This window comes from Fibrobacter sp., from assembly GCA_017503015.1.
GTDB lineage: Bacteria > Fibrobacterota > Fibrobacteria > Fibrobacterales > Fibrobacteraceae > Fibrobacter.
In genome coordinates this window covers 19976-33188 of the sequence record JAFVTX010000012.1, presented here as the reverse complement: position 1 = coordinate 33188, position 13213 = coordinate 19976, and the positions used below count along the sequence as shown (strand labels likewise).

Annotated in this window: 12 protein-coding genes and 1 pseudogene; 7 read left to right on the top strand and 6 right to left on the bottom strand. The window is 52.1% G+C overall.

Going from position 1 to position 13213, the window contains the following annotated elements; genetic code table 11:
- Positions 1-466: T9SS type A sorting domain-containing protein (locus IKB43_02685; protein ID MBR2469049.1), on the top strand; the 466-nt coding region annotated here is incomplete at its 5' end.
- A 74-nt stretch (positions 467-540) separates the two neighbouring features.
- On the opposite strand, the gene IKB43_02680 is transcribed toward IKB43_02685, so the two are convergent.
- Positions 541-2025 carry a DUF1846 domain-containing protein gene (locus IKB43_02680; GenBank protein ID MBR2469048.1) on the bottom strand — a complete coding sequence of 495 codons (1485 nt, stop codon included), beginning with the start codon at positions 2023-2025 and terminating at the stop codon, positions 541-543.
- A 438-nt stretch (positions 2026-2463) separates the two neighbouring features.
- Positions 2464-3942: a ketol-acid reductoisomerase gene (ilvC, locus tag IKB43_02675; GenBank protein ID MBR2469047.1), complete on the bottom strand. Its 1479-nt coding sequence runs from the start codon at positions 3940-3942 to the stop codon at positions 2464-2466.
- A 486-nt stretch (positions 3943-4428) separates the two neighbouring features.
- On the opposite strand from ilvC, the gene IKB43_02670 reads away from it, so the two are divergent.
- A complete protein-coding gene (locus IKB43_02670) occupies positions 4429-5178 on the top strand; it encodes a hypothetical protein (protein ID MBR2469046.1) in 750 nt (249 codons plus the stop codon).
- Between the two features lie 181 nt (positions 5179-5359).
- Here IKB43_02670 and IKB43_02665 read toward each other — a convergent pair whose 3' ends face one another.
- The 3 genes and pseudogenes from IKB43_02665 to IKB43_02655 form a co-directional block, all read right to left on the bottom strand.
- The gene (locus tag IKB43_02665) at positions 5360-6595 is read right to left on the bottom strand and encodes an ATP-binding protein (GenBank protein MBR2469045.1); all 1236 of its coding nucleotides are present in this window, start codon (positions 6593-6595) and stop codon (positions 5360-5362) included.
- A gap of 141 nt (positions 6596-6736) precedes the next feature.
- Positions 6737-6943: pseudogene (locus IKB43_02660) on the bottom strand (alpha/beta hydrolase).
- A 51-nt stretch (positions 6944-6994) separates the two neighbouring features.
- Complete coding sequence (locus tag IKB43_02655; protein MBR2469044.1) at positions 6995-7705, bottom strand: SDR family oxidoreductase; 711 nt, start codon at positions 7703-7705, stop codon at positions 6995-6997.
- An 81-nt stretch (positions 7706-7786) separates the two neighbouring features.
- Here IKB43_02655 and IKB43_02650 point away from each other — a divergent pair, with 81 nt between their 5' ends.
- From IKB43_02650 to IKB43_02630, 5 genes are all read left to right on the top strand, one after another.
- A complete protein-coding gene (locus tag IKB43_02650) occupies positions 7787-8341 on the top strand; it encodes a GNAT family N-acetyltransferase (protein ID MBR2469043.1) in 555 nt (184 codons plus the stop codon).
- A 71-nt stretch (positions 8342-8412) separates the two neighbouring features.
- Complete coding sequence (locus IKB43_02645) at positions 8413-9006, top strand: sugar O-acetyltransferase (GenBank protein MBR2469042.1); 594 nt, start codon at positions 8413-8415, stop codon at positions 9004-9006.
- 4 nt (positions 9007-9010) lie between these two features.
- Positions 9011-9955: a flagellin lysine-N-methylase gene (gene fliB, locus IKB43_02640; protein MBR2469041.1), complete on the top strand. Its 945-nt coding sequence runs from the start codon at positions 9011-9013 to the stop codon at positions 9953-9955.
- 44 nt (positions 9956-9999) lie between these two features.
- Positions 10000-10773, top strand: coding sequence for a prohibitin family protein (locus tag IKB43_02635; protein MBR2469040.1), 774 nt, complete (start codon positions 10000-10002; stop codon positions 10771-10773).
- A gap of 102 nt (positions 10774-10875) precedes the next feature.
- The gene (locus IKB43_02630) at positions 10876-12186 is read left to right on the top strand and encodes a cellulase family glycosylhydrolase (protein MBR2469039.1); all 1311 of its coding nucleotides are present in this window, start codon (positions 10876-10878) and stop codon (positions 12184-12186) included.
- Here the strand turns inward: IKB43_02630 and IKB43_02625 are convergent, their stop codons facing one another.
- Positions 12187-13113 (bottom strand): SDR family oxidoreductase, encoded by a 927-nt coding sequence (locus tag IKB43_02625; protein ID MBR2469038.1) that lies wholly within the window; start codon positions 13111-13113, stop codon positions 12187-12189. It abuts the gene before it with no gap.
- Positions 13114-13213: the final 100 nt, after the last annotated feature.

The following is a 13213-nucleotide window of genomic DNA, read 5'->3' as shown; positions in this document are numbered from 1 at the left end:
TGAAAACGGCGTAATGGTTTATAAGTTAAAGGGCGCTGACAAGTATTCTAAGACCTTGCCGACCGCAACGAAGGCGGGTGATTATACCGTTTACTTTATGGTAAGGGGTAATGACAATTACAACGACCTTAAGGCTCAGACGCTCACTGTTTCTATTGAAGCTTCTTCAAGTTCGAGTGTAGAGATTGCTTCGAGTTCTAGTAAAGAACAGGGAGATGGCTTTGCTTTTGTTGCTGCAAGCGGTTTGAAGGTACAGTTTGTCCGTAACGAACTGACAGTAACTGCAACCACGGCGTCAGGAGTCAAGGTGTATGTCTTTGACTTGCAGGGCAACCTCAAGAAGCGGTATCACGGGCAATCCGCCGGAACCCATAGCGTGTCGCTGGGTCAGTTGAATCAAGGCTTATACCTGGTGCGTGTGGTTTCGAGCGGTAATGTACAGACGCTTCGTGCCCAGGTGAAATAGCTTTTCCCAAAAGAGGCCGCGATTGATTCGCGGCCTTTTTGTATGTTTGCGATGCGGCGCTTAGACAGTTTTTTTTACCCGTGGTACAGGTTGCCGGACTGATAGTTCGGCTCGGTCGTCAAATTCACGCCGAGACGGCGGAACACGCCTACATCCACCTGGGAAAGGATCACGCTGGAATGGACCTCGCAGTGGCGGAGTTCCGGCAACTTCTCTAGAGCGATTTTCGCGTTGTAGTCTGTCAGGGCGCAAACAGAAAGCGCCACCAGGGCCTCATCCATGTGCAGACGCGGGTTCTTGTGTCCGAGCTGCTTGGTCTTTAGATTCTGGATAGGTTCAATCACCATGGGAGAAAGCAAGCGCACTTCGTCAGGAATATGGGCCAGATGTTTCAGCGCATCCAGAAGCATGGCCGAAGAGGCTCCCAGCAGGGACGACGTCTTCGCCGAGATGATGGCGCCGTCGTTCAGCTGGATAGCAACCGCCGGACCATCGGTCAGTTCGGCCTTTTCTACGGCAGCGGCAATCACCGGGCGGTCGGCAGTGCTAATCTGCGCCTGCTCCATGATCAGTTCCTGCTTGTAAATCTGGTCCTTTTCCGCGTTGCCCTTGCGCACGTCGCAGAGGGTGTTGTAGTATCGGCGGATAATTTCTTGCTTGGCGGCCTCGCACACGGCGGCATCGTCAATAATGCAGTTGCCCGCCATGTTCACGCCCATGTCCGTGGGACTCTTGTACGGAGACTCGCCCAGAATGCGGGTAAACAGGGCGTTCAGCACCGGGAAGATTTCCACATCGCGGTTATAGTTGATGGTGGTCTGCCCATAAGCTTCCAGATGGAAGGGGTCGATCATGTTCACGTCGTTCAAGTCGGCGGTGGCGGCCTCGTAGGCCAGGTTCACCGGGTGCTTCAGCGGAATATTCCAGATAGGGAACGTCTCGAACTTGGCGTAACCGGCCTTGATGCCCCGCTTGTTCTCGTGATAAATCTGGGAGAGGCACACGGCCATCTTTCCACTTCCGGGACCGGGAGCCGTCACCACGACGAGTTCGCGCGTCGTTTCGACAAATTCGTTCTTGCCGTAGCCGTCGTCGCTCACCACCAGCGGGATGTTGCTTGGGTAACCAGCGATAGGATAATGACGGTAAACCTTCAGGCCAAGACCCTCTAGCTTTTTCTGGTAGGCGATGGCGCTGGGCTGTTCTTGCCAGCGGGTCAGCACCACAGAGCTCACGTAAAGGCCGTAGCCGCGGAAGGCGTCAATCAGGCGGAGCACGTCCTGATCGTAGGTAATGCCCAGGTCGCCGCGGACCTTATTCTTCTCGATATCGCCTGCGTTGATGGCGATAATGACTTCGGCCTTGTCCTTGATCTTTTCCAGCATGCGTATCTTACTGTCGGGTGCGAAGCCAGGCAACACGCGGGATGCGTGATGGTCATCGAACAGTTTTCCGCCAAATTCCAGGTAAAGCTTTCCGCCAAACTTTGCAATGCGTTCCGCAATCTTTTCGGACTGGGTCTTCAGGTACGCTTCGTTATCAAAACCAACTTTGAACATCTTTTTTTCGCCTATCAATTAATCAAAAATTCAACCTCACAAAGATAAAAAAAATGGGAAATATTCCCATACCTTTTTTTCTGATATTCTTGCGGGAGGGGACCCAGCTCAGAGTTGCGAAGGCAGCACGGTCCCCTCCCCTTCCTTGGCCGACGCTTCCATTTTCGTGCCGATTTTCTACTTGCAATTTTTTTAAACTCATCCTCGCTAAAAAACATGCGCTTATAGAAAAAGCCCGCCAAAAGGCGGGCTAAATTTTCGCAATTTCAAGAACGACAAAACATCTTTCTCGAAAGTTGGATAATCAAGCAAGACAAGGCGCGAGCCCCCGCAGCACCACTCTTTATCCCGCTAAGTGGAACCGAGCAAGACAAAGAACGATTTGGCGTAGCGTACTAAAACGTACGTGAGCCAAATCGTGATGCCGTATTGCGAAGGTTACACGACGCGGGTCATGCCGGACATGCGTTCACGCAGCCAAGCACCGACTTCTTCAACCGGATGCTGACGGATGTTCTTGTTCACCTTGATGAGTTCTTCGTTATCCACAGCGGTGGTCTTGCCTTCGCCGTAGATAGCACCGATGTCGTCCTTCTTCACTTCGTTCTTCATGAAGTCGGCGAGCAGAGGCACGCACTTGTTGGCGAACAGGTAGCAACCGTATTCGGCGGTGTCGCTGATCACGCGGTTCATTTCGTACAACTTCTTACGAGCGATGAGGTTCGCGATAAGCGGAGTCTCGTGGAGGGATTCGTAGTAGGCGCTCATCGGCTTGATGCCCACGGAGCACATGGTTTCGAATGCAAGTTCCACACCGGCCTTGATCATGGCGGTCATGAGAACGCCGCGGTCGAAGTATTCCTGTTCGGTGATGACCTTGTCGGTAGCTTCGACCTTTTCGAATTCGAGCTCGCCCGTTTCGCCACGCCACTTGAGGAGGTCCTTGTCGCCGGCTTCCCAGTCGACCATCATGGTGCTGGAGAACTTGCCAGAGATGATGTTGTCCTGGTGTTCGCAGTAGAGCGGCTTCATGATCTTCTTCATCTTCTCGGCGAGTTCCGTTGCGCGGATCTTGGCCGGGTTGGAGAGACGGTCCATCATGTTCGTGATGCCGCCGTGCTTCAGGGCTTCGGAAATGGTTTCCCAGCCGTACTGGAGCAGCTTGACCGCGTAAGCCGGTTCAACGCCGAATTCCTTCACCATCTTGTCGTAGCAAAGGATGGTGCCGGTCTGGAGCATACCGCAAAGGATGGTCTGTTCGCCCATGAGGTCGGACTTCACTTCGGCAACGAAAGAGCTTTCGAGAACGCCCGGACGGTCGGCATGGAGGCCAGCGGCGTAAGCCTTGGCGTAGTCCCAACCCTTACCTTCGGGGTCGTTTTCCGGGTGCACAGCGATAAGGCAGGGCATACCGAAACCGCGAACGTATTCGCTACGGACTTCGGAACCCGGGCCCTTCGGGGCGACCATGATCACGGTGATGTCCTTGCGGATTTCCTGGCCTTCTTCAACGATGTTGAAGCCGTGGCTGTAAGAGAGGGCTGCGCCCTTCTTCATGAGCTTCATGATGGCCGGGATCACGTTGTGGTGCTGCTTGTCCGGTGTGAGGTTGCAAACGAGGTCTGCATCCGGAATCATTTCTTCGTAGGTACCGACCTTGAAGCCGTTTTCAGTAGCGTTCTTCCAGGACTGGCGCTTCTGTTCGATGGCTTCCTTGCGGAGCGTGTAAGAGACGTCGAGGCCGCTATCGCGCAGGTCAAGACCCTGATGGAGACCCTGGGCACCGCAACCGACGAACACGATCTTCTTGCCCTTGAGGGCTTCAACGCCACGGCTGAATTCAGAATGTTCCATGAAACGGCAGTGGCCAATTTCTTCGAGTTGGCGACGCATAGGGATAGAATTGAAATAATTCATTTTTTTGAACCTCTGTTAAGTAGAATGTTTCCGGGGGGGAAAGATAGCATTTTAGACGAGAGGCGAGAGACGAGAGACGAGAGAAGTGGTTAGTAAACAGTGGTTAGTGGTTAGGAAAATGTCATTCTGGAGCCCTGTCAAGGGCGATAGAATCCCCCTACGCATCATTGCGAGCGGAACGCAGTGTAGCGCGGCAATCCATCCCTGCGTGTCTTCCCCGACTTGGTCGGGGACCTCCAATTACACAAAAGGGGGAAGCCTCCCCCTCGCTACAGCCCCGGCCATGTCATCCTGAGTGTAGGCGCGACGCGCCGAAGTCCAAGGATCTAGCCGGGTCTTCCATCACCCCCTCTGCGGGGACACCCCGCAACGCCCCGGTTCCACAGTGGTTAGGCCGTCAGGCCGTAAACAGCGGCTAGTGGTTAGAAAAAGAGGTGGTTCTTTCTATATTTCAATCGCAGATAAACGCGACCATTTGGAACACCCATGCCCATCACAAATAAAGCAACAGTAACGCAGTGGAATGAAGAAAAAAGATTCGGTTTCGCCACAGTGAACGGAACAAAGTTTTTCTTCCACATTTCAGCATTAGGGCATCCCGTTCGACAGCCACGAGTTGGCGATACAATCATCATCAGTAGTTTCGGTAAAACCGAGAAAGGTACCCGAATCGAGAAAGGCTCCCTCGAAGGCGTTGCGTTGCGCCAAGAACCACGACCGCGTTACTCATCAAACACCGGTTACCATAAAAAGAACAAATCGCTGCGCAGTTTTATGTTCGCGCTATGCGTTATCTTGGCAATCGTATCCGGTATCTATACATTTGTCGGCAAATCGTCGCCATTCTCCTCAAGTGCGGCCCCGATAGTTTCAACAAGCCAACCAGGAACTCAGTACACATCAAAGAATGAAGTCGCCAAATACATTTGCGAAAATGGGAGTCTTCCTTCAAACTACGTGAGCAAAAGCGAAGGTAAAAGGCTCTACGAGCAAAAAACCGGCCGGAATTTTACCAAATGGAATTTCAATCCGCTTACGACGCTTGGCGTGATGATCGGTGGAGATTATTTCGAAAATCGCGAAGGACTATTGCCCCAAGGGACTTGGTACGAAGCCGACGTCGATTACTTCGCAAGCAACCGTGGCACAAACCGTCTAGTCTACAGCAGCGGCTGCAACATCTATTACACTAGCAACCATTACAAGTCTTTCAGCAAAGTCGAATTTGGCCAATAAAAAAAGCAAAGCCGCCCGCACATCACTACGCCACGGTTTTCAGCAACTCCCTGCCAATGCGGCGCAATTCCTCGTCAATGAGCTTCTTTCTTGCCGACGACGGCTTTTTCGTCCCATTTACATATGCAGCAAAGAGGGGTTGCGGGATTCCCAATCGGCGAGCAATCTCAGAAAAGTCAACCTACGGCAATTCCCCGTCGTTCATCATTTCGGGCATGTTCTTGTGGACAATCCCGTTCCTGTGCTGGATAACGTCATTTCGAGTCAGCACGTACTTCGCGTAATTGTCCCGAATTTTCTCCAGCGGGGCATATTCGCGGTCCTCAGTCTTTCGGCTATCCATCATCGTCATGCAGACTTGCACGTAACTGTACTCCGAAAAATCCCTTTGCAGAATAAAGTCGCACTCCAGCTTCCCAATGCGCCCGACACTCACGCTATAACCGTTCGATTTGGCGTAGGCGTAAAAAACGTTCTCCATGACGGGGCCGTAATTTATGCGGTTGTCGGTATTGGTCGCGTAGTAAAATCCCACATCGGCCAAGTAGTATTTCTTTTCGCCTGCGATAGACCTTCGCGATTTCATGTCGAAGCGGTTGCACTCGTAGAGGATTTTCGAATCGACCAAAATCTGGATGTACCTGTTCAAGGTTTCCCGCTTGATGTCGGAGCCGTTCTTACGCAAGTCTTCGAGCATGTTGGTAAGGCTCGTTGTCGCACCGAAGTTGTTTATCATGTAGTTTCGAATCTTGTTGAACACCGACACATTGCGGATTTTCACGCGTCGCTTGATATCCTTCTCAAAAATTTCATTGATTACACTTTCGATGTAAGCCCTCTTGTCTTGCGGCGAATCGTACTGGACCGCTTTCGGGAAACCGCCCTCCACGAGGAAGTTGTCGAACTCTTCCACAAGATTTTGGCTGACTGCTTTGCCGAAGAAACGCTTCATTCCCAAGTATTCCTGGAAATTGAGCGGGAACATTTCGAACTCGATATATCTGCCCGTCAGCTTGGTGACCAGTTCACCGCTCAACAGGTATGAATTCGAACCCGTAATGAATATGGAAAAGTCGCCTTCCGCCCTGAATGCGTTGATGACCACCTCAAAGTCCTTGACATTTTGAATCTCGTCAATGAACAGGAATTTGGTCCCTTGCGCAGCGGAATGCTCCTCAATGCATTTTTCCAACTGATCTGCAGTCTTGATATTCTTGAACCCGCGCCTGTCCAAGTCGAGATAGACGATGTTTTCGGGAGCGACACCCGAATCAGCGAGTTCCTGCGCAATAGTCTCCATCAGGCTCGACTTGCCGCAGCGGCGGACCCCCGTAATGACCTTGATTATCTCGCAATCGCGGTAGAAACCGCGGATTTTCTTGAGATAGCATTCCCTGGCATAATTCTTGGTACTCATACCCTAAATATACACTATTACTAGACAAAAATCAAGGTTAAGGGGGTAGATTTTACAAAAATACCAAAAATTACACCATTAAATCCGCTTTAACCAGCAAATTCAATCTTTTTTGAACTGTCATCGCAACAAGAAACTTCTTCATAAAGCCTCCGTTCTAATCCACTTATCAAGGAATGCCATCTGTTCGTCAGTGTGGAACCAGTGTCCGCCGCCATCCATTATGGTCAAGGGGGCTCCGATTCTCTGGACGAAATCGTGCATCGTATCTAGCGAGGTCAGGTTGTCGTTCGAACCGTACAGAATTTTTGTCGGGACACGCCACTCGATCGGGTTTTCACGCACGTAGTCAGCGTTCCCGCCCTTCCCGTGCACGTAAATGACAAGGTTTTTCATTTCCTACCCTTCGAATTTCCAGCCGCAGTCGTTGTGGTAAATCATCTGGCGGGTCATACCGCCGTCGATGCAGATGTTTTCGCCGGTAATAAAACCGGCCTTGTCGCTGGCGAGGTAAAGCACCATGTTGGCGATGTCGAGCGGGTTCCCGACGCGGCCTGCGGGCTGCTGCGTGGCATCGAGACCTTCGTAAACCTTGAAATCCGTATCGATCCAGCCCGGCGAAATGGAATTCACGCGGACGCGGCCCGCAAAGCTCACTGCAAGCGCATGGGTAAGGGCAGCAATTCCGCCCTTCGCCGCCGTATAGCTTTCCGTTTGCGGTTGACTCATGCGGTCGCGACTCGAAGAAATGTTTATAATGCTCGCGCCCACCCCGAAATGCGGTGCGAAAAATTTCGCGAGATAAAACGGGGCCGTCACGCCCACCGCCAGCGCATAGCTGAATTCTTCGTAGCTACATTCGTCAATGCCTTTCATCAGCGGGAGCGCGTTGTTCACCAGCACATCCACGTGCCCGTATTTTTCGATGACGAACTGCGCAAATTTTTCGAGGACTTCCTTTTTTGACAAGTCCCCTACAAAACAGGGATTCTCGCGAATGTCGATGTAGGCGACCTTCGCCCCCTCTTTCTCGAATTCACTCACAACGGTAGCGCCTATCCCGTGGGCCCCACCCGTCACCACGACCACTTTATTTTCAAACGATTTCATGTTGGTAAATATACACTAAAACACACCGAAGCGCGCGCCCCTGCTTGACGCACGCGCCTTTTTATCCTATTCTTTCTGCCGATGCTCCAGTTTTTCGATGTCACAAGAGATGCCCCCTGGTTTCCGCAGGTCAAGGCACTGTACGAATCGGCGTTCCCGGCAAACGAACGTATTCCGATAAAACATTTGCTCGACGATAAAATCAAGCGGGAATTCTGGGCGTTTTTTAACAAGGATAATGGCGAGAACGCCGCGGCTCCCATGTTCTGCGGGTTCTCGAATTCCATCACACACGGGAGCATCACGAACATCGTCTATTTCGCGGTTGTGCCAGAACTGCGCAGTCGCGGATACGGTTCGCAAATCCTGCAGGCCATCCGCAGGCAACACCCCGACACGCGCATCGTCGTCGATATTGAAGTCGAAGAAGATTCCAAGGACGCCGAAGAACTCGAACACAGGAACCGCCGTCGCGAATTTTACACCCGCAACGGCTTTGACTCCTCCCCCGTCGATTACATCTGGCAAGGCGAGCACTACCGCCTACTTTCCGCCGGCGGCATCGTCACCGAAAAAGAATTCCGCGACTTCTGGAAAGAAATCCTGAAGAACGTCCCCGGAGCGAAGTACCCGTAAGTCATGAATTTTACAAAGTGGCGATGGTAACGCGGCGTTTCTTACCCCTCAAACTTTTTTATTTTCTTGCCATGACAGAAAAAGAAAAAATGCTTGCCGGCAAACTTTACGATCCAAGCGACAGGGAGCTTGCATCAAGAAGATCCGCATGCCACGCCCTGTGCCAACAATATAACGGCCTTCTGGAAACCGACAAGGCCCGGGAGGAAATCCTAGCCCAGATTCTGGAGACAACACCCGCAAGGGGCGTTTACCTGCAAGGGCCTGTCTTTTTCGATTACGGGAGCAATACCCGCATCGGTGAAAAGAGCTACGCGAATTTCAACTTCACCGTGTTGGATTGCGCTCCGGTAAACATCGGGAGCAACGTATTCATAGGCCCGAACGTTTCGATTCTCACGCCCATACACCCGCTGCGTTGGCAAGAACGCAACATGTTCGAAAAGCCCGACGGCAGCCTCACCGACCTAGAATATGCAAAGCCGGTTACTATCGAGGACAACTGCTGGATTGCTGGGAACGTGACCATTTGCGGAGGCGTGACCATCGGTACAGGCAGCGTCATCGGGGCGGGGAGCGTGGTCACACGGGCCATCCCGCAGGGTGTCGTTGCCGTAGGCAACCCCTGCCGCGTACTCAAGAAGGTAGAACAAGAAAAGTACTGAGACCATGATCCTTCGCAAGCCCGATTTTTATGATAAATTCAAATGCACGGCCACCCACTGCAGCGACACCTGCTGCGTAGGCTGGGAAATCGACATCGACAAAACTTCGCAGGATTCCTACAGCAAGGTAAAAGGGCCCTTTGGCGACAAGCTTCGCGCAAATATCGAAGAAGGACACTTCAAGCTGCTTCCCCACGACCGCTGTCCGTTTTTGGACAAAAGCAACCTCTGCGAAATCTATCAGAATCTGGGGGAGGGCGCCCTCTGCGAAATCTGTCGTGAGCACCCGCGGTTCGTAGAAGTATACGGTGACATCATGGAACGGGGCCTAGGGCTCTGCTGCGAAGAGGCGACACGGCTCCTGCTTGAAGGCGAAGGCCCTCTTGCATTCACGGCCGAAGAATGTGACGAGCCCGAAGACGAACTGAGCGAAGACGACATCGAAATCCGGAACGAAGTGCTTTACGAAAGGGAGCAAATGTTCAAAGCCCTCGCCGATGGCACAGCCTCTTTCAAGGAGAAACTCTACACCGCTTTCGGATACAACAATGAAAAACCCTTCGCCCCTCTCGGTAGTGTTTGCGAGCTGTACGAGCTTCTTGCCAAGACGGTCAGTTTCGGCCCGGCATGGGACAGTGCCCTCGCCCGAATCAAGACCCGCATTGACGCAGATTCTGCCAACAGCACTCCCATCGAAGACCAGGGTTATTTTTCCGAAACCGAAAGCAGTCGCCTGCTCGCCTACCTGGTATACAGGCATTTCGCCAAATGCCTGTTTGAAGGCCATGCCAATGGCAAGCGCAATTTCGCCGTGTTCTTCTGGAATGTGGCACGGTTCTTCACCCGTGAACTGGGCGGAAAAATCAATGCCATCAAGATTCTCTCCAGGCAGCTCGAATACTGTGAAGAGAACATGGAAATGATGGAAAAGGTGCTGGACGACATCTAACATTTTTCCGACTAAATGTTATCTTTGAAAGAAAGGAGACCGTTATGAAAACAAAATTTCTTTTAGCGATAGCCGCATCCCTCGTCCTTTTGGGGTGCGCCCAGATTGATGAAACGGAGCGCGGTGTGGTGCTCCAGTTCGGAAAGTACAGCGAGACCTTTGAGCCTGGGCTAAACTTTTACAACATTGTCACCAAAGAAGTCATCCGTATCCCCGTGAGCACCCAGCTGGAAACGGTCAAGATAGAATCCGGCTCCAAAGATTTGCAGACCGTATATGTGGGCACCAACGTGAACTACCATGTGGACCCGCAGAACGTAGACAAGATTTACTCCAAGTACGGCACACGGTATGTGGCCACCGTCCTCCAGCCCAAAATCAAGGAAACCATCACGGGCATCACACCGCAATACGTTCCCGAAGAAATGCTCCAGAAACGCGAAGAAATCCGCAGCCGTATGGAATCGGCTCTCAAGTCAAAGCTGGACTCCGCCGGAGCCCATATCATCATTGATGGTTTCACCATTACGGAATTCCAGTTCAGCAGAGCCTTCAACGAGGCCATTGAGGCCAAGCAGGTACAAGAGCAAGAGGCTCTCAAGGAAAAGAACATCAAGATTAAGATGGACTACCAAAACGAGCAACGGGTGGCCAAGGCCAAGGCGGACTCAGCCGTCATCGCCCTCCAGATGGAAGCCCTCAAGAAACAGAACGGCAAGGAATACCTGATGCTCAAGTGGATTGAAAAATGGGACGGCAAGCTCCCCCAGGTCAACGGAAATGATAAGATGATTCCCATGATCAATATTCAGCCGTAAAATTGCCACACAGCCGTAAATATTTCTCACAAAAATCGGTCAATTTTTCGCTTTGGCCGATTTTTAATTATTTTTCAAGGAGAGATGAGAAAGGAGTGTTTTATGAAAATCACCACGAAGATTGTCGCGGTTTTGGGGCTTGCATTTGGCCTATCCGAGGCCGCACCCATTGACGACATCGGCGCTTTGTCCGTCCAGGGAACCCAGGTGGTGGGCGCCAACGGGCAGCCCGCCCAACTCAGGGGAATGAGCTATTACTGGAGCCATTCTCACACGGCATTCCCCTTCTATAACGCAAGTGTCGTAAACTGGTTAGCAGAAGACTGGCACGTAAACCTCGTCCGTGCGGCAATGGCCTTTGAAACCAACGCATGGAATCAGAAACTTGATAAGAATGGATACATTTCCGATCCATCCGGCACAATACTACAGGCCGAGGCTGTTATTGATGCCGCAATCGCTAAGGGAATTTACGTCATTATTGATTTGCACACACATTGGGCAAATGACAATGGAGACGGCCAGCGCTGGAATAAAGCCGCGGAATTCTTTGAATACATGGCCACGAAATACGGACAATATCCTAATGTAATTTATGAAGTCTACAACGAACCTGGAACAGACACCTGGACAGGCCCAAGCGATTGGAATCCAATCAAGCCCTACCTGGAGTTTATTATTCCAAAAATCAGAGCAATCGACCCAGACAACCTTATTATTGCGGGAACCCCGGCCTATTCGGGCAATCTCAGCGAGGTTGCAAATAGCCCACTGACTGGCTCGAATGCCGTAAACGTCGCCTACGCATTCCATTTTTACGCATCCACTGATGATCATTTAAACAGACTCTTGCCCATTGCGAAATCAGCGTTAAACACGATACCAATCTTCATTTCTGAATGTGGCCTCACCAATGCCGATGGAAATGGTTCCCTAAACTACAACAGTATAAATCAATTCTGGCAATGGATTGACGAAGCTAAACTCAGTTGGGCCGCATGGAGCCTTTCAAACACCGCAGAAACATCCGCCGCTCTGCAAACGAGCGCCAGCACCAGCGGAAACTGGTCCGAAAGCGACCTTACTCCGTCGGGCACCTGGCTCAGGAACAAACTCCGCGAACTGAATCCGGAATGGACTCCCATCAGGGGAGATTCTCCCGGTCCAGCCGCGCTCTCCCGCCCAGCCGCAAGCACTTCCAGTTTCCTCTTCGCAAACAACACCGTCAGCGTAAACCTCAAGGGTCAGTCCAAAGTGGAACTGCTGGACCTGCAAGGCCGCACCGTCCGCACCCTCTGGAACGGGAACGCCAATGGCAGCGTTAGCTTGTCCGTAGGCACACAACCGGGAATCTACCTGGTGCGAATCCAGGGACAAGGCGTTACCGAGACTCACAAAGTCGCGGTGAAATAACTAAACAATCGTCTTGAAATACTCGATGGTCTTCTGGAGGCCGTCGAACAGATTCACCTTGGGCTCCCAGCCCAGGGCCTTTTTTGCAAGGCCAATGTCCGGGCGGCGCATCTTGGGGTCGTCGCCAGGCAAGGGTTGGTACACAATTTTGCTCTTGGAACCCGTCTGCTCCAGTACGGCATGAGCCAGTTCCAGCATAGTAAACTCGCCGGGATTTCCGATGTTCACCGGACCAATAATTTCGCCCTGATCCATCATGCGGGCAAAGGCCTCGATAAGATCATCCACATAGCAGAAGCTGCGGGTCTGGCTGCCGTCGCCGTAGATGGTCAGGTCTTCGCCCTTCAATGCCTGCACAATGAAGTTAGACACCACGCGGCCGTCGTTCATGAGCATACGTGGGCCGTAAGTATTGAAAATGCGCACGATGCGGATATCTACCTTATTCTGGCGATGGTAGTCCATAAAGAGGGTCTCCGCCACGCGCTTGCCCTCGTCGTAGCAGCTGCGGATACCGATGGGGTTCACGTTTCCCCAGTAATTCTCTTTTTGCGGATGTACCGCCGGGTCGCCGTAGACCTCGCTGGTGCTGGCCTGCAATATGCGGGCATGAACCCGCTTGGCAAGCCCAAGCATGTTGATAGCGCCCATGACGCTGGTCTTGATGGTCTTTACCGGGTTGAACTGGTAATGGACCGGGCTTGCGGGGCAGGCCAGGTTGAAAATCCGGTCCACTTCCAGAAGGATAGGCTCGGTGACGTCGTGGCGGATAAGTTCAAAATTACGGTTGTCCCGCAGGTGCGCGATGTTCTGAAGACGCCCGGTGAAATAATTGTCCAGGCACAGGACCTCGTGTCCGTCGTTCAAGAGCCTCTCGCAGAGGTGGCTACCCAAGAATCCGGCACCGCCGGTCACCAAGCATCTCATAAAAACCTCTTAAATTCAGGGGTGGAATATAGTAATTACCGGTTGGCGTCCCACTATCCAGAAGCACTTCGGCTCCGCCCAGCGCGGACAGGCCCGGAAC

Bases quoted from the DNA above. Each gene is read 5' to 3' on its own strand.
- IKB43_02680 (MBR2469048.1), bottom strand. From the start codon at position 2,025: ATGTTCAAAGTTGGTTTTGATAACGAAGCGTACCTGAAGACCCAGTCC.
- ilvC (MBR2469047.1), bottom strand. From the start codon at position 3,942: ATGAATTATTTCAATTCTATCCCTATGCGTCGCCAACTCGAAGAAATT.
- IKB43_02670 (MBR2469046.1), top strand. From the start codon at position 4,429: ATGCCCATCACAAATAAAGCAACAGTAACGCAGTGGAATGAAGAAAAA.
- IKB43_02665 (MBR2469045.1), bottom strand. From the start codon at position 6,595: ATGAGTACCAAGAATTATGCCAGGGAATGCTATCTCAAGAAAATCCGC.
- IKB43_02655 (MBR2469044.1), bottom strand. From the start codon at position 7,705: ATGAAATCGTTTGAAAATAAAGTGGTCGTGGTGACGGGTGGGGCCCAC.
- IKB43_02650 (MBR2469043.1), top strand. From the start codon at position 7,787: ATGCTCCAGTTTTTCGATGTCACAAGAGATGCCCCCTGGTTTCCGCAG.
- IKB43_02645 (MBR2469042.1), top strand. From the start codon at position 8,413: ATGACAGAAAAAGAAAAAATGCTTGCCGGCAAACTTTACGATCCAAGC.
- fliB (MBR2469041.1), top strand. From the start codon at position 9,011: ATGATCCTTCGCAAGCCCGATTTTTATGATAAATTCAAATGCACGGCC.
- IKB43_02635 (MBR2469040.1), top strand. From the start codon at position 10,000: ATGAAAACAAAATTTCTTTTAGCGATAGCCGCATCCCTCGTCCTTTTG.
- IKB43_02630 (MBR2469039.1), top strand. From the start codon at position 10,876: ATGAAAATCACCACGAAGATTGTCGCGGTTTTGGGGCTTGCATTTGGC.
- IKB43_02625 (MBR2469038.1), bottom strand. From the start codon at position 13,113: ATGAGATGCTTGGTGACCGGCGGTGCCGGATTCTTGGGTAGCCACCTC.